Annotated in this window: 24 protein-coding genes; 11 read left to right on the top strand and 13 right to left on the bottom strand. The window is 67.7% G+C overall.

Going from position 1 to position 22,953, the window contains the following annotated elements:
* Positions 1-235 precede the first annotated feature (235 nt).
* The 6 genes from VRZ77_RS20240 to VRZ77_RS20215 all read left to right on the top strand — a co-directional run bounded on the left by VRZ77_RS20240 (position 236) and on the right by VRZ77_RS20215 (position 5,499).
* Complete coding sequence (locus VRZ77_RS20240) at positions 236-808, top strand: NnrU family protein (protein WP_414594382.1); 573 nt, start codon at positions 236-238, stop codon at positions 806-808.
* 35 nt (positions 809-843) lie between these two features.
* Positions 844-1,683: a 3-methyl-2-oxobutanoate hydroxymethyltransferase gene (gene panB, locus VRZ77_RS20235; protein ID WP_414594381.1), complete on the top strand. Its 840-nt coding sequence runs from the start codon at positions 844-846 to the stop codon at positions 1,681-1,683.
* Positions 1,684-1,842: 159 nt separating this feature from the next.
* Entirely contained in the window at positions 1,843-2,670 is an 828-nt protein-coding gene (locus tag VRZ77_RS20230) for a tetratricopeptide repeat protein (RefSeq protein WP_414594380.1), read from the top strand.
* Positions 2,671-2,681: 11 nt separating this feature from the next.
* Positions 2,682-2,954, top strand: a complete 273-nt coding sequence (locus VRZ77_RS20225) for a hypothetical protein (RefSeq protein ID WP_414594379.1) — start codon at positions 2,682-2,684, stop codon at positions 2,952-2,954.
* 39 nt (positions 2,955-2,993) lie between these two features.
* Positions 2,994-4,346: a ribosome biogenesis GTPase Der gene (gene der / locus VRZ77_RS20220; RefSeq protein WP_414594378.1), complete on the top strand. Its 1,353-nt coding sequence runs from the start codon at positions 2,994-2,996 to the stop codon at positions 4,344-4,346.
* 205 nt (positions 4,347-4,551) lie between these two features.
* Positions 4,552-5,499: a DMT family transporter gene (locus tag VRZ77_RS20215; protein ID WP_414594377.1), complete on the top strand. Its 948-nt coding sequence runs from the start codon at positions 4,552-4,554 to the stop codon at positions 5,497-5,499.
* 7 nt (positions 5,500-5,506) lie between these two features.
* Here VRZ77_RS20215 and VRZ77_RS20210 read toward each other — a convergent pair whose 3' ends face one another.
* From VRZ77_RS20210 to radA, 5 genes are all read right to left on the bottom strand, one after another.
* Positions 5,507-6,262 carry an SDR family NAD(P)-dependent oxidoreductase gene (locus VRZ77_RS20210; protein WP_414594376.1) on the bottom strand — a complete coding sequence of 252 codons (756 nt, stop codon included), beginning with the start codon at positions 6,260-6,262 and terminating at the stop codon, positions 5,507-5,509.
* Between the two features lie 10 nt (positions 6,263-6,272).
* Positions 6,273-6,695 carry a VOC family protein gene (locus VRZ77_RS20205; RefSeq protein ID WP_414594375.1) on the bottom strand — a complete coding sequence of 141 codons (423 nt, stop codon included), beginning with the start codon at positions 6,693-6,695 and terminating at the stop codon, positions 6,273-6,275.
* A 7-nt stretch (positions 6,696-6,702) separates the two neighbouring features.
* Complete coding sequence (gene purF, locus VRZ77_RS20200; RefSeq protein WP_414594374.1) at positions 6,703-8,202, bottom strand: amidophosphoribosyltransferase; 1,500 nt, start codon at positions 8,200-8,202, stop codon at positions 6,703-6,705.
* A gap of 110 nt (positions 8,203-8,312) precedes the next feature.
* Positions 8,313-8,891, bottom strand: coding sequence for a CvpA family protein (locus VRZ77_RS20195; protein ID WP_414594373.1), 579 nt, complete (start codon positions 8,889-8,891; stop codon positions 8,313-8,315).
* Positions 8,892-8,975: 84 nt separating this feature from the next.
* Positions 8,976-10,412 carry a DNA repair protein RadA gene (radA, locus tag VRZ77_RS20190; protein ID WP_414594372.1) on the bottom strand — a complete coding sequence of 479 codons (1,437 nt, stop codon included), beginning with the start codon at positions 10,410-10,412 and terminating at the stop codon, positions 8,976-8,978.
* A gap of 309 nt (positions 10,413-10,721) precedes the next feature.
* Here radA and VRZ77_RS20185 point away from each other — a divergent pair, with 309 nt between their 5' ends.
* On the top strand, positions 10,722-11,111 hold the full coding sequence (locus VRZ77_RS20185; protein WP_414594371.1) for a hypothetical protein: 390 nt from the start codon (positions 10,722-10,724) through the stop codon (positions 11,109-11,111).
* On the opposite strand, the gene alr is transcribed toward VRZ77_RS20185, so the two are convergent.
* The 8 genes from alr to VRZ77_RS20145 all read right to left on the bottom strand — a co-directional run bounded on the left by alr (position 11,090) and on the right by VRZ77_RS20145 (position 18,879).
* Entirely contained in the window at positions 11,090-12,208 is a 1,119-nt protein-coding gene (gene alr / locus VRZ77_RS20180; RefSeq protein ID WP_414594370.1) for an alanine racemase, read from the bottom strand. The two genes, VRZ77_RS20185 and alr, sit on opposite strands and share 22 nt — an antisense overlap.
* A gap of 11 nt (positions 12,209-12,219) precedes the next feature.
* A complete protein-coding gene (locus tag VRZ77_RS20175) occupies positions 12,220-13,704 on the bottom strand; it encodes a replicative DNA helicase (protein ID WP_414594369.1) in 1,485 nt (494 codons plus the stop codon).
* A 133-nt stretch (positions 13,705-13,837) separates the two neighbouring features.
* Positions 13,838-15,097, bottom strand: a complete 1,260-nt coding sequence (locus VRZ77_RS20170; RefSeq protein WP_414594368.1) for a class I SAM-dependent methyltransferase — start codon at positions 15,095-15,097, stop codon at positions 13,838-13,840.
* 241 nt (positions 15,098-15,338) lie between these two features.
* A complete protein-coding gene (rplI, locus tag VRZ77_RS20165; RefSeq protein ID WP_414594367.1) occupies positions 15,339-15,899 on the bottom strand; it encodes a 50S ribosomal protein L9 in 561 nt (186 codons plus the stop codon).
* Positions 15,900-15,948: 49 nt separating this feature from the next.
* The gene (locus VRZ77_RS20160; RefSeq protein WP_414594366.1) at positions 15,949-16,908 is read right to left on the bottom strand and encodes a DUF2232 domain-containing protein; all 960 of its coding nucleotides are present in this window, start codon (positions 16,906-16,908) and stop codon (positions 15,949-15,951) included.
* Positions 16,909-17,055: 147 nt separating this feature from the next.
* On the bottom strand, positions 17,056-17,322 hold the full coding sequence (gene rpsR / locus VRZ77_RS20155) for a 30S ribosomal protein S18 (protein WP_241620638.1): 267 nt from the start codon (positions 17,320-17,322) through the stop codon (positions 17,056-17,058).
* The gene (gene rpsF, locus VRZ77_RS20150; RefSeq protein WP_414594365.1) at positions 17,322-17,804 is read right to left on the bottom strand and encodes a 30S ribosomal protein S6; all 483 of its coding nucleotides are present in this window, start codon (positions 17,802-17,804) and stop codon (positions 17,322-17,324) included. Before rpsF ends, rpsR begins: the two co-directional genes overlap by 1 nt.
* 220 nt (positions 17,805-18,024) lie before the next feature.
* On the bottom strand, positions 18,025-18,879 hold the full coding sequence (locus VRZ77_RS20145) for a GGDEF domain-containing protein (protein WP_414594364.1): 855 nt from the start codon (positions 18,877-18,879) through the stop codon (positions 18,025-18,027).
* A gap of 139 nt (positions 18,880-19,018) precedes the next feature.
* On the opposite strand from VRZ77_RS20145, the gene fabD reads away from it, so the two are divergent.
* The 4 genes from fabD (at position 19,019) to fabF (ending at position 22,648) form a co-directional block, all read left to right on the top strand.
* Positions 19,019-19,966 carry an ACP S-malonyltransferase gene (gene fabD, locus VRZ77_RS20140; RefSeq protein ID WP_414594363.1) on the top strand — a complete coding sequence of 316 codons (948 nt, stop codon included), beginning with the start codon at positions 19,019-19,021 and terminating at the stop codon, positions 19,964-19,966.
* Between the two features lie 32 nt (positions 19,967-19,998).
* The gene (fabG, locus tag VRZ77_RS20135; protein ID WP_414594362.1) at positions 19,999-20,736 is read left to right on the top strand and encodes a 3-oxoacyl-[acyl-carrier-protein] reductase; all 738 of its coding nucleotides are present in this window, start codon (positions 19,999-20,001) and stop codon (positions 20,734-20,736) included.
* A gap of 232 nt (positions 20,737-20,968) precedes the next feature.
* A complete protein-coding gene (locus VRZ77_RS20130) occupies positions 20,969-21,205 on the top strand; it encodes an acyl carrier protein (protein WP_013165911.1) in 237 nt (78 codons plus the stop codon).
* Between the two features lie 180 nt (positions 21,206-21,385).
* Complete coding sequence (gene fabF / locus VRZ77_RS20125) at positions 21,386-22,648, top strand: beta-ketoacyl-ACP synthase II (protein WP_414594361.1); 1,263 nt, start codon at positions 21,386-21,388, stop codon at positions 22,646-22,648.
* Positions 22,649-22,953 lie beyond the last annotated feature (305 nt).

Raw genomic sequence — 22,953 nt, 5'->3', positions numbered from 1 at the left:
CCCCCCGTATGGTCGTACCCCCATCCGCAATGTGACACAGCCATGGCGATCGTGGGAGGCTTCGCTCGCCTCAAGGTTAAAGCAGCGCCGGCATTTCCCTGAGATGTGAACGGGATGCGGCCGCTGGCCGGTGTTGCGTCGCCTGATCCTGCGCCGAAGGTCGCGGCCCCGCGCCATGGCGCGCGCCCTGGAAACTCTCTAGTGTCGCGGCGAATTCGATCCCGTGGAGCGCACCATGATCCTGATGCTGGCCGGCCTCGTGCTGTTCGTCGCCGTGCACGTCTTCTCCGCCCGCCGCGACCTGCGCGCGGTTGCCGTCGAGCAGTTCGGCCTCGTGCCCTATCGCGCCATCCATGGCGTGCTGGCGCTGGCCGCCGTACTGCTGATCGCCTACGGCTTCGGCATGTGGCGCGCTGCCGGCCCGACGCAGCTGTGGGACCCGCCGGTGGGCCTGCGCCATTTCACCCTGCTCCTGATGCTCGTCGCCTCGATCGCGGCGGTGGCGGCGCTGGTGCCGAGCCACATCAAAGCGTGGCTGAAATTCCCGTTCCTTGTGGCGATCAAGACCTGGGCGCTGGCGCATCTGCTCGCCAATGGCGACCTGCCGACCATCGTGCTCAGCCTCGTCATCCTCGGCTGGGCGGTCTATATGCGGATTCAGGCCAAGCGCCGCGGCGCCCCGCTTCCCGTCGCGCCCAAGGGCTGGGGCGGCGACCTCGTTGCGGTGGTCGGCGGTGTCGTGCTTTATGCCGCGCTCGCCTTCTGGTTCCACCCCTATGTGGTGGGAGTGCCTGTCATGCCGGGCTGAACCGGCTGCAAAAGAACCGAGGAACACTCGACGCCATGTCCGTACAGTCCGCGCCCGGCAAGCCCGCCGCCGCCCGCCGCCTCACCGCTCCCGACATCCGCGCCCGCAAGGGTGGTGAGCCGATCGTCTCGCTGACCGCCTACCACGCCCACACCGCCCGCCTCGTCGACCCCCATGTCGACTTCATGCTGGTCGGCGATTCGCTGGGCATGGTGATGCACGGCATGGAAACCACCGTGCCGGTGACGGTCGAGATGATGATCCTGCAGGGGCAGGCGGTGATGCGCGGCTCCGCGAAGGCGCTGGTGGTGGTGGACCTGCCGTTCGGCTCCTATGAGGGCTCGCCCCAGCAGGCTTTCGCCACCGCCGCGCGCGTGCTGAAGGAGACCGGCGCCGGCGCGGTGAAGCTCGAAGGTGGGCGCCGCATGGCCGAGACCGTGCGCTTTCTCGCCGATCGCGGCGTGCCGGTGATGGGCCATGTCGGCCTCACCCCGCAGGCGATCAACACGCTGGGCTCGTTCAAGGCGCTGGGCCGCGACGAGGCCGGCGCGGCGATGATCCTCGACGATGCCCGCTCGATCGCCGATGCCGGCGCCTTCTCCATCGTGCTGGAAGCGATGAGCGAGCCGCTTGCCGCGCAGATCACCCGCGAGGTGGCCCCGCCGACCATCGGAATCGGCGGTTCCTCGGCCTGCGACGGTCAGATCCTGGTGCTGGAGGACATGCTCGGCCTTTCCGACCGCGTGCCGCGCTTCGTGAAGAAGTTCGCCGATATCGGGCCGGCGATCGGTGCCGCGGTCGAGGCCTATGCCAGCGAGGTGCGCGCGCGCAGCTTCCCCGGACCGGAGCATGTCTACGCCCCGAAGAAGGGCTGACGCGGCGTCCTGCGCCGTCGATTGCCTTGTTGAGGCCGCATCGCTAGTTTACGCGGCCCTGAACGGTGGCAAGCAACCTGCCTGCCGCCCCTTCATGCTTTCCGCCCACCCGATGGGGCGCCTCCCGGCGCTCCCCCGACCTTTGCCACGGACCGCGACATGGCTGACATCTTCCACGAGATCGACGAGGACCTGCGTCGCGAACGCTTCGGCCGGATCTGGAGCCGCTACGGCGTCTACATCATCGGCCTCGCCGTGCTCATCGTCGTCGCCGTCGCCGGCTGGCGTGGCTATGAGTGGTGGAAGCTGAAGGAAGATCAGGCCTCGGGTGCGCGATTCGAGGCGGCGATGCAGCTCGCCGCGCAGGGCAAGAACGCGGAGGCCGAAGCCGCCTTCGCCGCGCTGGAGAAGGATGGGACCTCGGGCTATCGCCTGCTGTCCCGCTTCCGCGCCGCGACCGACCTCGCCGCAACCAATCGCACGGCGGCGGTGGCGGATTACGACGCGATTTCCGGCGACAGCCGCGTGCCCGGCCTGATGCGCGACGTCGCGACCATCCGCGCCGCGCTGCTGCTGGTCGATACCGCCCCGCTGTCCGATATCGAGGCCCGAGTGAAGCCGCTCGACACGCCGGACGGCGCGTTCCGCCACTCCGCGCGCGAAATCATCGGCCTCGCCCAGTACAAGGCCGGCGACACCAAGGCCGCGAGCGAGACCTTCACCGCCATTCTGGCCGACCCCGAGAGCCCGCCGGGCCTGCGGCGCCGTGCCGAGCTGATGCGCACGCTGGCCGCCGGCGGCGCGCCGACGCCGGTGGAAGCGCCCGCAGCCGCTGTTCCCGAGGCGCCTGCGGCTGTTCCCGAGATGCCGGCGGCTGTTCCCGAGATGCCGGCGGCTGTTCCCGAGATGCCGGCGGCTGTTCCCGAGATGCCGGCGCCCGCTCCGGCCGAGGCCGCGCCCGCGCCCGCCGCCCCCGCCGTACAGTAGGAGAGCTGAGCATGCCGACACGGATGCCGCGTCTTACCCGGGCGATCCTCGCCGCCGCCGCGCTCTCGCTGGCCTTTGCCACCGCTGGCTGCGAGACCCTCGACAAGATGAATCCCTTCGGCGAGAAGGAAAAGAAGCTGCCCGGGCCCCGTTCCGCAGTGTTCCCCGAGGGCGTGCCCGGCATCGATTACGGTGCGGCGCCGCCGCAGCCGGCCAATTCCACCTATTACGAGCCCGAACCCACGGCTCCGGCGCCGGGCGCCGGGCAGGGCGCGGCGCCGTAGCCGGCGCCGCCGCGCGGTGCTGGGAGGCACCTGATCATCATGACCATGACCGTCGCCATCGTCGGCCGCCCGAATGTCGGTAAGTCGACGCTGTTCAACCGGCTTGTCGGCAAGCGCCTCGCGCTGGTCGACGACCGGCCCGGCGTCACCCGCGACCGCCGCGAAGGCGATGCTCGCCTGGGACACCTGTCGTTCCGGGTGATGGATACGGCCGGGCTGGAGGAGGCGAAGGCCGAGAGCCTCGAAGGGCGCATGCGCGCGCAGACCGAGACCGCGATCGCCGACGCCGACATCCTGCTGTTCATGATCGACGCCCGCGCCGGCATCACCCCGACCGACCGCTCCTTCGCCGATCTCGCCCGCCGCTCGGGCAAGCACACCATCCTCATCGCCAACAAGAGCGAGAGCCGCGACGCGGCCGCCGGCAGCTTCGAATCCTATTCGCTGGGCCTTGGCGATCCGGTGGAGATTTCCGCCGAGCATGGCGAGGGCATGGGCGAATTGCTGCGGGCGCTGATGCAATGCCTGCCGGACGATGACGGAAGCGAGGACGAGGATGACGAGGCGGGCGACGGGCCGCGCCGTATCCGCGTCGCCGTGCTCGGCCGCCCCAATGCCGGCAAGTCGACCCTGATCAACTCGCTGCTCGGCGAGGATCGGCTGCTGACCGGGCCGGAAGCCGGCATCACCCGCGATTCCATCTCGGTCGACATCGAGCGCCACGGGGTGCAACTGCGGGTGTTCGACACCGCCGGCATGCGCAAGCGCGCGCGCATTGATGACAAGCTGGAGAAGCTCTCCGTTGCCGACGGCCTGCGCGCCGCGCGCTTCGCCGAGGTGGTGGTGGTGCTGATCGACGCTACCCATCCGTTCGAGGAGCAGGACCTGCGCATTGCCGACCTCGCCGAGCGCGAGGGCCGGGCGGTGGTGATCGCCCTGTCCAAGTCCGACCTGGTGAAGGACCAGCCGGGCCTTGCCAAGCGCATGCGCGAGGAGGCCGACCACTGGCTGCCGCAGCTCAAGGGCATGCCGGTGGTGCTGCTCTCCGCGCTGACCGGCGAGGGGCTGGACCGGCTGGTGCGCGCCATTCAGGCCGCGCATGAGGTGTGGAACCGCCGCGTCGCCACCAACCCGCTCAACCGCTGGCTCGGCGAGACCACCGACCAGCACCCGCCACCGGCCGTGTCCGGGCGTCGCATCAAGCTGCGCTACATCACCCAGCCCAAGGCGCGCCCGCCAAGCTTCGTCCTGTTCTGCTCGCGCGCCGACGCGCTGCCGGACAGCTATACGCGCTATCTCGTCAACAGCCTGCGCACCACCTTCGACCTGCCGGGCGTGCCGATACGGCTGACGCTGCGTGAGAAGGACAACCCTTACGCCGAGAAGGACTGAGCCGGGGTTTCCGGCGGTCTTTGCTCAGGAGCATGTTCGCGCGAGGGAAATGCGCGAGATGCCGGTTCCGCGCGGCGGTGCCGGCCGCTAATCGTTTGTTTTGGCGAGAGGCGAACCGGTATCCACTTCGCTCGAAAACGCTCTATAAGGAAGCCGCTTCTTCCGCGCGCCGGTTTCCGCGCCGAACCTCATTCGGAATTCACTCATGCTGATCGGCATCCTCGCCGGCCTCACCACGGGCGCGCTGTGGGGGCTCGCCTTTGTTTCCCCGCGCGCCGTGGCGCCGTTTTCGGCCTGGGATCTCACGCTGGCGCGCTACGTGCTGTTCGGCCTCACCTCCGCCGTGCTGATGATCCTGCCGCGATTCCGGCCGGTCATGTCGCGCCGGCAGCTGGTGCTCGGCTTCCTGCTCGGGGGTTTCGGCAATGTCGGCTATTTCCTTTCGGCAGCCTATGCCGTGCAGTTCGCCGGCGCGGTGCTGCCGCTGCTCATCATCGGCACCTCGCCCGTGGTGCTGTCGCTGATCGCCAATCTGCGCGAGAAGGCGGTCTCGTGGCGGGCGCTGCTCCTGCCGTTCGCGCTGGTGCTGGGCGGCATCCTCACTGCCCATGCCGGCATGCCGGAGCCGGCGCAGTCCACCCTCGGCGACCGCACCTGGCTCGGCGTTCTCGCCGCGCTGAGCGCGGTGGGCATCTGGGTGGTCTACGGGCTGGGCAATTCGCAGATCCTGCGGGCGCCCGACGCCCCCGACGTGCTCGGCTGGACCGGGTTGCAGGGGCTGGGCGCGGCCGCCGGCGCCCTGATCCTGATTCCGCTGCTGGGCCTGCCGAATCCTGAGGTGGCAAGCGATGCCGACATGCAGCGCTTCACCGCCTGGGTGCTGGTGACATCCTTCCTGGGCTGCTGGTTCGCCACGCTGTGCTGGATGGTGGCCTCGAACCGCCTGCCGATGGTGCTCACCGCCCTGCTGATCGTCGCAGAGACCGGCTTTGGCCTGCTTTACGGGCTGATCTTCGAGCAGAGGCTGCCGACGACGCCGGAGGCGATCGGCATCGCCATGCAGCTCTCCGGCGTGATCCTGGCTATTCTGAGCTTTACGAGGCGCCCGGCGGCGATCGAGACGATCGCCATCGGCGAGATCGCCCCCCGGTAAAGGTGGCTCACGCTGGCGGCTGGAAGCTCAGGAGCTTGCGCGAGGGGAAGTCGTAGAGCTTGCCGGTATCCTCGAAGGAGGGCAGGCACAGCGAGACGATGGCCTGCGCCACCTGCTCCGGCGCCGGCAGCGCCTCCGGGTCTTCGCCCGGGAACGCCTTGGCGCGCATGCGGGTGCGCACCGGGCCGGGGTTGAACAGGTTCACGCGCAGGTTCGACAGGTTCTGGGTCTCGGCCGCCCAGGTGCGGCCCAGTACTTCAAGAGCCGCCTTGCTGGTCGCGTAGACGCCCCAATAGGCCCGCGCCTTGGACGCCGCGCCCGAGGACACCAGGACTGCGCGCCCGGCGGTGGAGAGCCGCAGCAGCGGGTCCAGCGAGCGGATCAGCCGCCAGTTGGCGGTGAGGTTGACCGCGATGGCGTCGTCCCATTCCTTGGGCTCGACCTGCTGGAGCGGTGTCATCGGGCCGAGCACGCCGGCATTGCCGACGAACACGTCCAGCCGGCCGAAGCGCTCATAGAGCACGCCGCCGAGCCGGTCGAGGCCGGGGCCGTCCTTGACGTCGAGCGGCACCAGCGTGGCGGCGGAGCCGGCCTTCTGGATGGCGTCGTCCAGCTCTTCCAGCGCGCCAGCGGTGCGGCCGATGGCGATGACATGCGCGCCCGCTTCCGCGAGAGCGAGGGCGGTGGCCTGGCCGATGCCGCGCGTGGCGCCGGTGACGAGGGCGTAGCGCCCGGAGAGCGGGCGCGCGGTCGTGTCGGTCATGGCGGGTTCCTCAAGCCTGGGAATCGTCCGTCAGCACCACGGACGGCGCGGAGCGTCGCGCCGGGCCGTGATACACGGCTTCGATATTGTTGCCTTCGGGATCGAGCACGAAGGCGGCGTAATAGCCGGGATGATAATCGCGAAGCCCCGGCGCGCCATTGTCACGCCCGCCGGCGACCAGCGCCGCGGCGTGGAAGCGCCGCACCATCGCCTCGTCGGCGGCCTGGAAGGCGAGATGCGCGCGCCCGGTCACCGGGGTGCCGGGCGTCACGAACAGCTCATCGGCGAAGAAATAACCGTCGCCCTCGACCAGCGGCACGCCCAGCACCTCAAGGATCGCCGCGTAGAAGCGCTTGCACGCCTCGAAATCGGCGACCACGAGCTGGATGTGGTCGATCAGCCGGCCACGATGCCACTGGTTGAGTTCGACCATCGGCCGATCAGCTCGCCTCGGCCAGCAGCGACAGCTGACGGGGTGAGACCTCGCCAAGCCGGTCGGTCAGCGGGGTCGGGTATTCGCCGGTGAAGCAATGGTCGGTGAACTGCGGGCGGACCGGATCGCGGCCCTCATAGCCCATCGACTTGTAGATGCCGTCGATGGAGAGGAAGGCGAGGCTGTCTGCGCCGATATAGCGGCGCATGCCTTCGAGGTCGTGGGTGGCGGCCAGCAGCTTGTCGCGGTCCGGCGTGTCGATGCCGTAATAGTCGGGATGCGTGATCGGCGGCGAGGAGATGCGGAAATGCACCTCGCGCGCCCCGGCCTCGCGCATCATGCGCACGATTTTGACGGACGTCGTGCCGCGCACGAGGCTGTCGTCGATCAGCACGATGCGCTTGCCCTCGATCACCGAACGGTTGGCCGAGTGCTTCATGCGCACGCCCTGATCGCGCACCGCCTGGGTCGGCTGGATGAAGGTGCGGCCGACATAATGGTTGCGGATGATGCCGAGCTCGTAGGGGATGCCGGAGGCCTGCGCGTAGCCGATGGCGGCGGGCACGCCGGAATCCGGCACCGGCACCACGACGTCGGCATCGGCCGGCGCCTCGGCGGCGAGCTGGAAGCCCATGTTCTTGCGGACCTGATAGACCGAGCGGCCACCCACGACCGAATCCGGCCGGGCGAAATAGATGTACTCGAAGATGCAGGGGCGCGGCGGCACCGAGCCGAAGGGACGCAGCGTCTCCACCTTGTCGGAGGAGAAAACGATCACTTCGCCGGGCTCGACGTCCCGCACATAGCGCGCACCGATTATGTCGAGAGCGCAGGTCTCGGAGGTGAGGATCGGGTGGCCGTCGAGTTCGCCAAGCACCAGCGGGCGGATGCCGAGCGGGTCGCGCGCGCCGACCAGCTTCTTGTTGGTGAGGCCGACAAAGGCATAGGCACCCTCGATGGCGCGCAGCGCGTCGATGAAACGCTCGGTGAAGCGGGCGCGCTTGGAGCGGGCGACGAGGTGCAGCATGACCTCGGTGTCGGAGGTCGACTGGCAGATGGCCCCGTCACGGATCAGCTGGCGGCGCAGCGTCAGGCCATTGGTCAGATTGCCGTTATGGGCGATGGCAAAGCCGCCGCCGTCGAGTTCGGCGAACAGCGGCTGGACGTTGCGAAGAATGGTGGCGCCGGTGGTGGAATAGCGCACATGGCCGACCGCGATGGCGCCCGGAAGCCGCTTGATCGCCTCGCCGTCGGAGAAGGCGTCGGACACGAGACCGAGACGGCGCTCGGAGTGAAAACGCTGGCCGTCATAAGTGGTTATGCCGGCCGCTTCCTGTCCGCGATGCTGGAGCGCGTGCAGGCCGAGCGCGGTGATCGCCGCCGCATCCGGGTGTCCGTAGATGCCGAACACGCCGCACTCCTCGCGGAGCGTATCCCCATATTCATCGAAGCTGTCTTCGATGGCGGGGCTCGATTTGAACAGGTCGTCGACGGCTATCTCGGTCATGTGACCTTCGCTCCGCTGTCACGCGGCCAATGACGGCCGCGTCCGCTCCACAGGCTGAACATCAAACGAAACAACCGCCGGGAGGGTCGGTCCCAGCGGGCGTTCGCACATCACGGCGCCGGAGGCGTCGACGTACCCGGGTTGAACGGTTCCGGCGGCGGCTCGATCGGTTCGGCATCCTTCGGGCTGCGAATGTCGCGTATCAGGCTCTCGGGATCTTCCGGCAGCACGGAGATGAGCCAGTCACCCGCACTTTGCAAGACCACCTTGGAGCGCGCGTCGCGAATCCACTCGGGTTGACCCTGCTCGTTCTGGACCAGCCAGTTGAAGAACAGGAACGCCACAACCATTATAAGGAATCCGCGTGCGAGACCGAACAGGAATCCCAGCGTACGGTCCAGCGCGCCGATGCGGCTGTCGAGGATGAGGTCCGAGATGCGCACGGTGATGATCGACACCACCAGAAGCGTGATCAGGAACACGCCGCCGACCGAGGCGGCCATCGCGAAGGTGTCGTTGCTGATGTACTGCTTCGCGTAAGGCAGCACATGGGGATAGGCGTAGAGCGTGACCACCGCCGCGATCACCCAGGAGGCGATCGCGAAGACCTCGCGCACCAGCCCGCGCACCATGGCCAGCAGGCCGGAAACCACCATGACGGCGATGAGGATGATGTCGAGCAGGGTCAAAACGGCCCACCGTGAGCAAGCGAATCTGCGGTATCAAAGCCCCCTGAGGGGCCGCGCGAGGTATAGCGCGGCCCGGCGGTGACGTCATCCCTCTTGCGCGGACTGCGCGGGTCTCGGCGCCCGGCGCGGCGATCTGGCGGCGATCCCGGCGACCAGATCGCCCAGTGACGCAACGGATTCCAGCGCAAGCGCCGACTCGGCCGGATCTCGGGGAGACGATTTGCCGCCTGTGGATTTGGCCTCGGGCGCGACCGCGCGGGTGAATCCGAGCTTGGCCGCCTCCTTCATCCGCAGCGGCGAATGGGAGACCGCGCGCACGGCGCCGGTGAGGCTGATCTCGCCGAAATGCACCGTGTCCACCGGCAGCGCCGCGCCGCTGAGCGAGGAGACCAACGCCGCCGCCACCGCGAGGTCGGCCGCCGGCTCGGTGATGCGGAAGCCGCCCGCGACGTTGAGATGCACGTCATGGCCGCCGAGCTTGATGCCGCAGCGCGCCTCCAGCACCGCGAGCACCATGGACAGCCGGCTCGGGTCCCAGCCGACCACGGCGCGGCGCGGGGTGCCGAGCGAGGTCGGCACCACCAGCGCCTGAATCTCCACCAGAACCGGGCGCGTGCCCTCCATGCCGGCATAGACCGCCGTGCCCGGCGCGCCGCGGTCGCCCTGCGAGAGGAACAGCTCGGACGGGTTGGCGACCTCGCGCAGGCCGAGGCCGGTCATCTCGAACACGCCGATCTCGTCGGTCGGCCCGAAGCGGTTCTTCTGCGCCCGCAGGATGCGGAACTGATGGGCGCCATCGCCCTCGAAGGACAGCACCGCATCGACCATGTGCTCCACCACGCGCGGCCCCGCGATCTGGCCATCCTTGGTGACGTGGCCGACGAGGATCACCGCCGCGCCAGCGCGCTTGGCGTAGCGGATAAGGATCTGCGCCGAGGAGCGCACCTGCGTGACCGTGCCGGGGGCGGATTCGGCGGAATCCGTCCACATGGTCTGGATCGAGTCGATGACCACCAGCGACGGCGTGCGGCCCTCCGCCAACGTCGCCACGATGTCCTCGACATTGGTCTCGGCGGCGAGTTCGACGGAGGAGCCGGACAGGCCGAGCCGCTCGGCGCGCAGCCGTACCTGCGCCACCGCCTCTTCGCCCGAGACGTAAATGACGCGGTGGCCGGCATCCGCCAGCGCCGCGGACGCCTGGATCAGCAGGGTGGACTTGCCGATGCCGGGATCGCCGCCGATCAGCAGCACCGATCCCGCCACCAGCCCGCCGCCGGCCACGCGGTCGAGTTCCCCGATGCCGAAGCGGGTGCGCGGCGCGTCGGGCGAACTGCCGGACAGCGCCTCCAGCGCGATGAGGCGGCCCTTGCGTCCGGCGCGCTGCGAGGAGGGAACCGAGCCGGTGACGGTCTCCTCCTGCGAGATGCTGTTCCAAGACCCGCAGGAATCGCAGCGGCCCTGCCAGCGCGCGTGAACCGCGCCGCAGACCTGGCAGACGAAGGAGGTGGCACGCTTCGCCATTAGGGCACTCCAACCAAATTTCGACATTCCGTCTCATGGAGAGGCGGCCTAGGTAAAGGCTTAATCAGGTTAAGCAGTAGACTACCGGGCGGGTTTGTGGTATTTGGATAGTGTCAAATCATCCGGGGGTTGATCCGCTGCCCGGCCTATCGAGCATCATGAAAACGTCGCGTTTCGGGAGGGAAACTCCAGGACCGTGCGCTTGCCAAATGGTCTTTTTCCACGGTCCTTATCAAGTGGTCCGTATATTGCCTATCGTTCGTGACGCTCATTTATTTCTAAATTGAACTCATTTTAGAGTGAACGCTAATGGCAAAAATTCAGGCTCGTCCGAATGGACGATTCAAAACTTTTCTTTTGATCTTGGCCCCTCTTACTCTGGGCATCGGAAGTCTCGCCTTGTGGTTCTGGCATCGTTCCTTCGTCGAGGCCGTCGACGAGAACGGAATTACGCTCGCCTCGGGGCGTAACGTGCCCTGGAGCAAGGTGCTGAGCTTCCATTCGCGCAAGCACCAAAGCCGCGACCACGGCGAACACAAGGTCACCCGCCTCGACATCCAGCTCGAAGAAGGCCGCGCCGTCATCCTGCCGGGCTGGCTGGAGAACGGCGAGGAACTGATCGACGCGATCAAGACCGGTGCGCGCGAGGCGCTACCGGCCGATGCCCGGATGCGGGTTCAGTACGTCCAGCGCCGGTGATAGCGACGGCCCAGCGAGGTCAGTACCTCGTAGCCGATGGTCTGGGCCTGGCTGGCAAGGTCGTCGACCTCCAGCCCGTCGCCCAGCAGCGTGGCCCAGCCGCCCGGCACCACATCTTCTTCCGGCAGGTCGGTCACGTCGACCGCCATCAGGTCCATCGAGATGCGCCCGACCATCGGGCAGCGGCGGCCGGCGATGATGACCTCGGCGCCGCGCCGCGCATTGGATGAGCCGACCAGCCGGGGAATGCCGTCGGCATAGCCGCCGGAAAGGATGGCGATGCGGGTCGGCCGTTCCATGATCTGCGCCGCGCCATAGCCGACGCTCTCGCCTTCATGCACGTCGCGGGTCTGCACGATCCGCAATTCCAGCCGCACCACCGGCCGCAGAGGCTCGACATCCGCCTTGGCGCGCGCGCCATAGACCGCGATGCCCGGCCGCACCAGGTCGAAATGCATCTCCGGCCCGCTCAGCACCCCGGCGGAATTGGCGAGCGAGGCGCGGATGCCGGGGAACAGCGCCGCCACGGCCCGGAAATCTTCCAGCTGGCGGGCGGTGAGCGGGTGCCCCGGCTCGTCGGCGCAGGCGAAGTGGCTCATCACCAGCACCAGCGGAAAGCCGAGTTCGTCCAGCCCCTCGGCGATGTTCACCGCGTCGGTGGCGGTGACCCCAAGCCGGTTCATGCCGGTGTCGACATGGAGCGCGGCGGGAAGGGCGGTGCCGCACGCCTCGCAGAATTCCTGCCAATGCGCGATTTGCGCCGGGCTGCCGAGCACCGGGCGCAGGTCGAATTCGCGGTAGATCTCGCCGGTTCCCGGAAACAGGCCGTTCAGTACGAAGATTTCCGCCTGCGGCAGCAGGTTGCGCAACTCGCGCGCCTCGCTGAGCAGGGCGACGAAGAAGCTGCGCGCGCCAGCCTGCCAGAACGCGGTCGCCGCCTGCGTCAGGCCGGTGCCATAGGCATCGCCCTTCAGCACCGCGGCGCAGGCCGCCGGCGCGACGCGGGCGGCGATCTCCTGGTAATTTTCGGCAAGGGCCTTCAGGTCGATGGTCAGCCGGCCGCCGGCCTCGTTGAGCGGAATGGACGCTTCGGTCATGGGATGAAAACTCACCGCGTGGGAAGGTGCTCGTCTCTCGCGAGCGAGGAGAAGCGCGTGAATTGCGGCTCAAAGGCGACCTTGACGGTGCCTGTCGGGCCGTGGCGCTGCTTGCCGATGATGACTTCCGCGACGCCCTGCGCGGCCTTCATCTCGGTGTCCCACTTGAACCATTCCTCCGTGCCTTCTTTGGGCTCTCTGCTTTTTAGGTAGTATTCCTCGCGGTACACGAACATCACCACGTCGGCGTCCTGCTCGATCGAGCCGGATTCGCGCAGATCGGCGAGTTGAGGGCGCTTGTCGTCGCGCGCCTCGACCTGACGGGAGAGCTGCGACAGCGCCATGATCGGCACGGCGAGCTCCTTGGCCAGCGCCTTGAGGCCGGTGGTGATTTCGGTGATTTCCTGCACGCGGTTCTGCGACGCCTTGGCGGATGAGCCGGAGAGCAGCTGCAGATAGTCCACCACCATGAAATCCAGCCCGCGCTGGCGCTTCAGCCGGCGCGCGCGGGCGCGCAGCTGGGCGATCGAGATGCCGCCGGTGTCGTCGATATAGAGCGGAATGGTCTGCATGATCTGCGCGCCGGCGGCGAGCTTGTCGAATTCGTGCTCGCTGATGTCGCCGCGGCGGATCTTGTAGGACGGGATTTCAGTCTGCTCGGCGAGCACGCGGGTCGCGAGCTGTTCCGCCGACATTTCCAGCGAGAAGAAACCGACCACTCCGCCGTCCAGCGGGCGGATCGAACCGTCCGGCAGGGTCTCGGAGCGATAGGCGGCGGCGACGTTATACGCGATGTTGGTGGCGAGCGCGGTCTTGCCCATGGCCGGGCGGCCGGCGAGCACGATCAGATCGGAGGGCTGCAGGCCGCCCATCATGTGGTCGAGGTCGTCCAGCCCCGAGGCGAGGCCCGACAGATGGCCGTCGCGCTGAAAGGCGCGGCTGGCGACGTCGACCGCCTCCTTCAGCGCGTTGCCGAAGGACAGGAAGCCGCCATCGTAGCGGCCGGTCTCGGCGAGCTCATAGAGCCGCTTCTCGGCCTCCTCGATCTGCTCCTGCGGGGTGGAATCGATCGGGGCGTCATAGGCCTCGTTCACCACCTCCTCGCCAATGGCGATCAGGTCGCGCCGCACCGAGAGGTCGTAGATGGTGCGCCCGTAATCCTCGGCGTTGATGATCGTGGTGGCTTCCGCGGCGAGGCGTGCCAGATATTGCGGGGCGGTCAGCCCGGCAATGTCGATGCCGGCGGGCAGGAAGGTCTTGAGCGTGACCGGGGTCGCGACCTTGCCGGCGCGGATCAGCGCGCTCGCGGTCTCATAGATCGCGGTGTGGACCGGCTCGAAGAAATGGCGCGGCTCCAGGAAGTCGGAAACGCGGTAGAACGCCTCATTGTTGACGAGGATGGCGCCCAACAGCGCCTGCTCGGCTTCGACATTGTGCGGAGCCGTGCGGTAATGCGGTTCGGACGCCGCCGGCGGGCGGGCGGAGGAATCGAGCATGGCTTTTCCGGGCGCTGTGTTGGCCAACAGCTAACGGCACAAGGGCGCGCGAGTCCGTAGCGAATCGTGTCGCGTCATCTTTGTCCTGTGGACCGCCTGTGGAAAGCTGAATCCTGCTTGACGGCTTTTGGGCCTATTCGCCCGCCAGCCGCAGCCCCGGCCGGTTGGCCTTTTCCATCGCCTTCAGCCCGGCCTCGGCCTCGGCAATGTAGCTGCGCGTCATCGGCACCACGCCCTCGCGCTTGGTGAGCTGGAGCTGGAACACCATCATGCCCTGATGGCGGAACGCCATCTCGGACGAGGCGAGGTAGAACTCGAACATCCGCACGAAGCGCGCGTCATAGAGCCGTTCCACCTCCTCGCGATGGGCGAGGAAGCGCTCGCGCCACGCCTTTAGCGTTTCAGCATAGTGCAGGCGCAGGATCTCGATGTCGGTGACGAGCAGCCCGGCCTTTTCGATCGCCGGCAGCACCTCGGACAGCGCCGGAATATAGCCGCCGGGGAAGATGTACTTGGCGATCCACGGATTGGTGATGCCCGGCCCCTCCGAGCGGCCGATGGAGTGGATCAGCGCCACGCCGTCATCGGCGAGCAGCTCGGCGACGCGGTTGAAATAGGTGCTGAAATGCCCGACGCCGACATGCTCGAACATGCCGACCGAGACGATGCGGTCGAACCGGCCGGGGGTGAGCCGGTAATCCTGCAGCCGGAACTGCGCGCGCGCGGCAAGGCCCCGCTCCTCCGCGCGGCACTGCGCGACCCCGAGTTGCTCCTGCGACAGCGTGATGCCGGTGACGCGCGCCCCGGCGTTCTGCGCGAGATAAAGCCCCATGCCACCCCAGCCGCAGCCAATGTCGAGCACGGACAGGTCCGGCCGGTCGAACAGCAGCTTGGCGGCGATGTGGCGGCGCTTGGCGAGCTGCGCGTCGTCCAGCGTCTGGTCCGGCGTCTCGAAATAGGCGCAGGAATATTGCCGGTCGGCGTCGAGGAACAGCGAATAGAGCCGGCCGTCGAGATCGTAATGATGGGCGACGTTGCGCTGCGAGCGGTCCGGCGGGTTGAACTGCGCGAGCCGGCGGAACAGGTAGCGCAGCCGCATGAAACTCTTGGCAGTGAAGCTCGGCACCATGAGGCCGACCTGCGACATGAGCAGGGCCAGGACCTCCGCGAGGTCGCCTTTTTCGACGACCATGCCGCCTTCCATATAGGCCTCGCCAAGCTTCAGCTCGGGATCGAGCGCCACTTGTTTCTGCCAGGAGGCGGAGGTGAAGCGGATCGCGAGGGAGGGGCCGGTGCCGTCACCTAATGTCACACGCCGCCCGGAGGCCAGAATCACGTCGAGAGACCCGTGTCGCACGACGCGTTCAAGTACACGTTGCAGCAAAGATTCCATAAGGCCTCCTCCACGATGCGGACGGCCTTGCGATCAAGGCCGCGTGCGTAATGACGGGGCAGTTCTCATTGTGATGAAAACAATTGCATCACAACATCGAAGGGTCGGCAACCTGCAGATTTCGTAAAAACGCCACAAAAAAGCCCGGCCGTTACCGGCCGGGCTGGGCAATTGGGAGTATTCCCAAAGGGAATATCTCAATTGGGAGCACGCTCCGCGGAAGGCGGAGGGGCGGGCCTGATCAGGCCTCTTCTTCCTCGGTGGCCTCGACGGCCTCCTCGACGAGCTCTTCCTCGTCCTCGTCGTCGTCACGGGCGACCGAGAGGTCCTCGCCGCGGGACTGGCGCAGGGCTTCCTCGGCGCTGCGGGCGACGTTGGCCTTCACCGTGACCTCGACTTCCGGGTGCAGGGTCACCGGGACCTCGTGCAGGCCGATGTTCTTGATCGGGTGGTTGAGGACGATCTGGTGACGGGCGACGGTGAAGCCGGCCGCGGTCAGGCCCTCGGCGATGTCACGGGTCGACACCGAGCCGTAGAGGTGGCCGGTCTCGCCGGCCTGGCGGACCAGCACGACCTCGGTGCCGGCCAGCTTATCGCCGAGCTTGGAGGCCTCGGACTTCAGTTCGAGGTTGCGGGCTTCGAGCTGGGCCTTCATCGAGTCGAAGCGGGTCTTGTTTTCCTTGGTGGCGCGCAGGGCCTTGCCCGACGGCAGCAGGAAATTGCGGGCAAAGCCGTCCTTGACGCGGACCACTTCACCCATCTGGCCGAGCTTGGCCACGCGTTCCAGCAGAATGACTTCCATTTGAGTTCTCCGTTTCGTTTGATCGTTCGATAGCAGGTTGAAGGCGGCGTCAGCCGTCATTGGCGGCCGGCGGGCCGCCGGAAGGGCGGCTGCCGCGCGGAAACCGGCGGCGGACGCCAAACAGGGTTTCGATGAGGCCGAGCAGCGCGAGGGCGAGGAACGGCCAGCCCAGCGCCAGCGCGGCGATCCAGACCGTGCTGATGACCAGCGTGCGACCGGCCGCGCCGCGCGTGACCCAGTGGATCACCGCCAGCCCGACAAAGCCGAACGCCACGATGAGCGTCGCGCCAAGCAGCTCGGCGAGCAGGCCGACGAAGCCGGAAGTGAGCGACGCCGCGAGCACCGCTCCGGCCAGCAGCGCGGCGGCTCCGCGCGGCAGCTCGGTGGCGGCGAGGTCCGGCCAGGGGCGCATCAGCCGGCCGGAAATCCGCGCGATATGGGCGGCCAGCCACAGATTGCCGATCTGGGTCAGCATGGTGATGATCGCGGCGGCGGGCGGCATCACCGCCACCAGCAGCGAGATCAGACGTTCGGTATCGCTGGTGGTCGGTGCGCCGTTCTCGGCCAGCATTGCCTGGAACAGGCTACGCAGCGCGTCCTGGTAGGTTTCGAGGTCGCCGGCGATCAGCGGGACCAGCGCGGCAACCCCGAGGCAGCCGAGCAGCGCGGCGGCGACGAGGATGCGGCCGACCGGGAACCACTCCATCGCGCCGTCCGGCCCGGTCTGGCGGGCCATCAGCGCGAGATAGGCGAGCACATAGGCGGGGAGGCCGACGCCGGCGACATAGGCCACCAGCAGTTCCAGCCCGAAGAACACGCCGATCAGCACGCCGGCGGTCGAGGCGGCGACCAGCGCGACCAGATGCGCCCAGCCGAGGCCGGCGATGAGGATGGGCAGCGGGGCGAGATAGAACAGCGGCAAGGCGAAAGCGTTGCCCGACGCCACGGAGGCGACCAGCAGGGCGGACGCCGCGCCGGCGCCAAACGCTATGAGCCAAGTCTGAAACATCGACGAGCTGTCCCGCGCATGAAGCGGTTAGAAGCGGATCAGGTCCGCCTCAACGACCGGCCGGGCCAATCCCGGAAGGTCTGTCGGCAAAAGGGTCAGGCGAAGAACGTCCCCGGCGCGCGGCCGGGGACGGCATTCACGACGCGATCAGCGGATCACGAAGGGCAGCAGGCCGAGGAAGCGGGCGCGCTTGATGGCCTGGGCCAGCTCACGCTGCTTCTTGGCGGACACCGCCGTGATGCGGGACGGAACAATCTTGCCGCGCTCGGAAATGTAGCGCTGCAGCAGACGCACGTCCTTGTAGTCGATCTTCGGCGCGTTGGCGCCGGAGAACGGGCAGGTCTTGCGACGACGGAAGAAGGGACGACGCGCGCCGCCGCTCGCGGACGGACCGCCAGTACCACCGAAAGCCATCACTCAGTCTCCACGTTGGCAGGGGCCTCTTCACGGTCACGGCGCGGGCCGCGATCGCCACGGTCGCGGTCGCCGCCGAAGCTGCGCCCGCCGCCGCCGAAGCCGCGGTCGCCGCCGAAGCCGCGATCACCGAAGCCGCGCTCGCCGCGGTCGTCGCGGTCGCGCTTCTGCAGCATGACCGACTGGCCCTCTTCGAGCTCTTCCACGCGGATGGTGAGAACGCGCAGGACGTCCTCGTCGATCCGCTGCTGGCGCTCAAGCTCGGCCACCGCCGCCGCCGGGGCGTCGATGTTGAGCAGCGAGAAATGCGCCTTGCGATTCTTGCGGATGCGGTAGGTGAGCGTCTTCACGCCCCAGTATTCGGTCTTGGTGACCTGACCGCCATTCGCTTCGATAACGCCCTTGAACCGGGCGGTGAGTTCCTCGACCTGCTGCGCCGTAATATCTTGGCGCGCGAGGAACACGTGCTCATAAAGAGCCATGTCTCGTGACCTTTCCTTAGCTTTTCCGCACGATTGCGGGCCATCTTCCCGGCGACGAGCCCTTCGAGCCTTGCGGAAAGGCCCGAAACATTCTCGAAGGCGGGGACACGGGACGAGCGGAAATCCGAAGAATTCCTGAGCCGCGGCAAAGCGCGACCGTCCGTTCAGCCCCCGGCCGGGACAGACAGTGCGCGGGCTTATACGCGCAATGCGTGAAAAATCAAGAGGCGGCGGGCGCGGGGCCGGGCGCTTCGACCACGAGCGGGGGAGTTTCGAGGCAGACCCGGTTCCGCCCGTGGTGCTTGGCCCGGTAGAGCGCTTCGTCCGCCCGCGCCAGCAGGATGGCGAGGTCGTCCTCGGGCCGGAGCTGGGCGACACCGAGACTGACGGTGATCGCGATGCGGCGCCCCTTCTTCTCCAGCGGCGTGTGCTCGATGGTGACGCGCAGCCGCTCGGCGAGGGCGCCCGCCTGTTCCAGCGGCGTGTGCGGTGCCACGACGACGAACTCCTCGCCGCCGATACGGAACGCGATATCCTCCTCGCGCTTGTGGACATCCAGCATGCGGCCGAGATGGCGGAGAACCTCGTCGCCCCATTCATGACCGAAGTGGTCATTGACGTTCTTGAAATGGTCGATGTCGAGCATGACCATGGTCAGCGCCTGCTTGCGCCGGCGGGCAAGCTCGATGCGGCTGGGCAGCAGCGTGTCGAAGCGCCGCCGGTTGGGCAGGCCGGTGAGCATATCGGTGAAGGCCGCTATTTCCAGCTCGGCATTGCGCAGCACATCCTCGGCGGTGAGCCGCGACACCAGCGCGACGGCGAAGATGAACACGGCCCCGAGCAGGTTGACGATGGTCTCGACCAGCGCCGTCGAATTGTGCTCCATCGCCAGATAGCGCTCGACCGTGAGGTAGGCGCCCAGAACCAGCACCACCAGCAGCACGAGAGCCATCGCGGTCCAGGCGAGTCGCAAATGCGGCCGCAGAGCGATGCGCGCCAGATAGCGGACATGATGAACCGCCCCGCCGACCAGTACGAGGGCCAGCGAGCGGAAAAGCAGGATGATCGTTTCCATCGGCGTGTTCTCGAATGGCCGCGATCGGCGACGGCGGAAACGGGGGAGCGTACGGGTTCGGGCGGTGTGCAGCTTGACACGAGGCGCGCGGCAGTGTTCCTGCGCCCGCCAATTCTTAGCGGATGGGTTTCGTTACGTCATGAGCAATGCGTTTGTTTTTCCGGGGCAGGGCAGCCAGGCCGTCGGCATGGGCAAGGCCCTTGCCGAGAATTTCGCCGTGGCGCGCGCGGTCTTCGAGGAGGTCGACGCGGCGCTCGGCGAAAAGCTGTCCGCGATCATGTGGGACGGCCCGATCGAAACCCTGACCCTGACCGCCAACGCGCAGCCCGCGCTGATGGCCGCTTCGCTCGCCGCGATCCGCGTGCTGGAAGCCGAGGCCGGGCTTGACCTGAAGCGCGACGCCGCCTTCGTCGCCGGCCATTCGCTGGGCGAATATTCCGCGCTCGCCGCCGCCGGCGCACTCTCGATCGCCGATACCGCCCGCCTGCTGCGCCTGCGCGGCACCGCGATGCAGGCCGCGACCCCGGTCGGCACCGGCGCCATGGCGGCCATTCTCGGCCTCGACGCCGACAAGGTGGCCGAGATTGCGGCGGAAGCCGCCGCCGGCGAGGTCTGCGATCTCGCCAATGACAATTCGCCCGGCCAGGTGGTCGTGTCCGGCAATGCCAGCGCCGTCGAGCGCGCCTGCGAGATCGCCAAGCGCGAGGGCGCCTCGCGCGCCATTCTTCTGACGGTCTCCGCGCCGTTCCATTGCAGCCTGATCGCCCCGGCCGCCGAGACCATGCGCGAGGCGCTGGCCGGCGTCTCCGTCGTGTCGCCGGTGGTTCCGTTGGTCGCCAATGTGACCGCCGCGCCGGTGACCGACCCGGACGACATTCGCGCGCTGCTGGTGCGCCAGGTGACGAGCACGGTCCGCTGGCGCGAATCCGTGGCGTTCATGGCGGAGGCCGGCGTCACGCGGCTGGTGGAAGTCGGCTCGGGCAAGGTATTGTCCGGCCTTACCAAGCGTATCGTCCGCACGCTCGCCGCCACCAGCGTGGGCACGCCCGAGGATGTGGCGGCGTTTCAGGCCACCGCGACGGCCTGAGGGCCGCAGGCGGGAAAGCCCAAGGAGAATTCATGTTCGATCTGACAGGTAAGACGGCCCTCGTCACCGGCGCCACCGGCGGCATCGGCCGGGCCATCGCTGTTTCGCTCCACGCGCGCGGCGCCAGCGTCGGCATCTCGGGTACCCGCCGCGAGGTCCTGGAGGAGCTGAAGGCTGAGCTCGGCGAGCGCGCCTTCGTGCTGCCCTGCGATCTCTCGAACACCGAGCAGGTCGAAGCGCTGGTGCCGCAGGCCGAGGAGGCCATGGGCTCGGTCGATATCCTCGTGAACAATGCCGGCATCACCAAGGACGGGCTGTTCGTGCGCCTGACCGACGAGATGTGGGACCAGGTGATCGCGGTGAACCTCACCGCCGGCTTCCGCCTGACGCGCGCCGCCGCGCGCTCCATGATGCGCAAGCGTTATGGCCGCATCATCGGCATCACCTCGATCGTCGGCGTCACCGGCAATGCCGGGCAGGGCAATTACGCCGCCGCCAAGGCCGGCATGATCGGCATGTCCAAGGCGCTGGCCAAGGAAGTGGCGGCGCGCGGGGTGACGGTGAACTGCATTGCGCCGGGCTTCATCGCCACGCCGATGACCGACGTGCTGAACGCCAAGCAGAAGGAAACGATTCTCTCCGCCGTCCCCGCTGCCCGGCTCGGCACGCCCGAGGATATCGCGGCGGCGGCGGTTTATCTCGCCTCCGACGAGGCCGGCTATGTCACGGGGCAGACGCTGCACGTGAATGGCGGAATGGCGATGATCTGAGCCAAAGCCGCGGAACTCCGGCCTTTCGGCGTGTCTTCGGGCGCTGGTTTTGCCGGATGAAGTGTGCTAACGACCGCCTCGGCTCACAGGGTCGGACGGCGCCAGCAAGAGGTGGCGATCATCCGGTGCTTCCTGTAATCGGGGCATGAAAACAGGCCGCCGACCGTGCTTTCGGGCGCGGGGGCAGAGTGAAACAACGTAGCAACCTCCGGATACGGACGAGGGTGGACCTATGAGCGATATTGCCGAGCGCGTGAAGAAGATTGTGGCCGAGCATCTGGGCGTTGAGCCCGAGAAGGTTACCGAGAACGCGAGCTTCATCGACGACCTCGGCGCGGACAGCCTCGACACCGTCGAGCTGGTCATGGCCTTCGAGGAAGCCTTCAACTGCGAAATCCCCGACGATGCCGCCGAGACGATCCTCACCGTCGGCGATGCCATCAAGTTTCTTGAGAAGAACGCCGCCTGAGGCGCTTTTCGCGCGGCTGCGGCGGCAGGTGTCCGTCGCAGCTCGCCCTGCTTGCCCTGGAGCATTCTCGGTGAACCGCGTTCACGAAGACTGCTCCAGGCTTTTGTTTTTTCGCATTTTCGTCACGCGAACCGGTACCCACTTCGCTCGAAAATGCTTTAGTTTCCCGGAGATTGTCCGATGAGGCGCGTCGTCGTTACCGGCCTCGGCATGGTGACGCCGCTCGGTTGCGGCGTCGAAGCCACCTGGACACGGCTGCTCGCCGGCCAGAGCGGCGCCAGGCGCATCGAGAATTTCGATGTCTCCGACCTGCCGGCAAAGATCGCCTGCCAGATCCCTCGCGGCGACGGCACCGACGGCACCTACAATCCCGACCAGTGGATGGAGCCGAAGGAACAGCGCAAGGTCGACGAGTTCATCGTCTATGCGATGGCTGCGGCCCAGCAGGCGCTGGACGATGCCGGCTGGCACCCGACCTCCTATGAGGACCAGTGCGCCAGCGGCGTGCTGATCGGCTCGGGCATTGGCGGCCTTCAGGGCATCGCGGAAGCCAGCCTGCTGCTGCAGGAGCGCGGCCCGCGCCGTATCTCTCCCTTCTTCATTCCCGGCCGCCTGATCAATCTGGCGGGTGGCTATGTCTCGATCGCCCACGGGCTCAAGGGCCCGAATCACGCGGTGGTCACCGCCTGCTCGACCGGCGCGCATGCCATCGGCGATGCCGCCCGGCTGGTGGCATTCGGCGATGCCGACGTGATGGTGGCGGGTGGCACCGAATCGCCGATCAACCGCCTCGCCCTGGCCGGCTTCGCCGCCTGCCGCGCGCTGTCGACCGGCTATAACGACACGCCCGAGAAGGCCTCGCGCCCCTATGACAAGGACCGCGACGGCTTCGTCATGGGCGAGGGCGCCGGCATCGTGGTGGTCGAGGCGCTGGAGCACGCCTTGGCGCGCGGCGCCAAGATTTACGGCGAAGTGGTCGGCTACGGCCTCAGCGGCGACGCCTATCACATCACCGCCCCCTCCGAGGACGGCGACGGTGCCTATCGCTGCATGCAGGCCGCGCTGAAGCGGGCGGGCATTACGTCGTCCGAGATCGACTACATCAATGCCCATGGCACCTCGACCATGGCCGATACGATCGAGCTCGGCGCGGTGGAGCGGCTGCTCGGCAACAACACCGCCCGCGCGTCGATGTCGTCCACAAAGTCGGCGATCGGGCATCTGCTCGGCGCGGCCGGCGCGGTGGAGGCGATCTTCTCGCTGCTGGCGATTCGCGACCAGATCGCGCCGCCGACGCTCAACCTCGACAATCCCGATGTCGAGACGCCGATCGATCTCGTGCCGCACGCCCCGCGCCCGCGCGACATCGAGTACGCGCTGTCGAACTCGTTCGGCTTCGGCGGCACCAATGCCTCGGTGGTGTTCAAGCGCTACGCGAACTGAGTCTCGCGCCGCCGGGGAAAACCCTGTGTTTCCCCGGCTCGTGACTTCCCGCTTTCGCCATATTTGGCGGTAGTCTGCCTGTGCGTTGCGCGGCCCCGCGAACGCCCGCAGCCCCGTCGCCGGATGGGGTTTCTGGATGCAACCTAACGAGGCCGGTTTCCGCCGATGCGTCGCGCATCGACGGGCGGGCCTCCGGCGAGGCACCCGATGACCGACCAGACCCCTCCGGCCACGGAAACTCCCGTTCCGGCTTCCGCTCCCCAGCCTGCCGCCTCCGCGCCGCCCGAGCCGGTGCCCGCCCAGCC

This window comes from Ancylobacter sp. G4_0304, assembly GCF_047501495.1.
Classification (GTDB): domain Bacteria; phylum Pseudomonadota; class Alphaproteobacteria; order Rhizobiales; family Xanthobacteraceae; genus Ancylobacter.
This window is presented reverse-complemented; position numbering and strand designations above follow the sequence as displayed.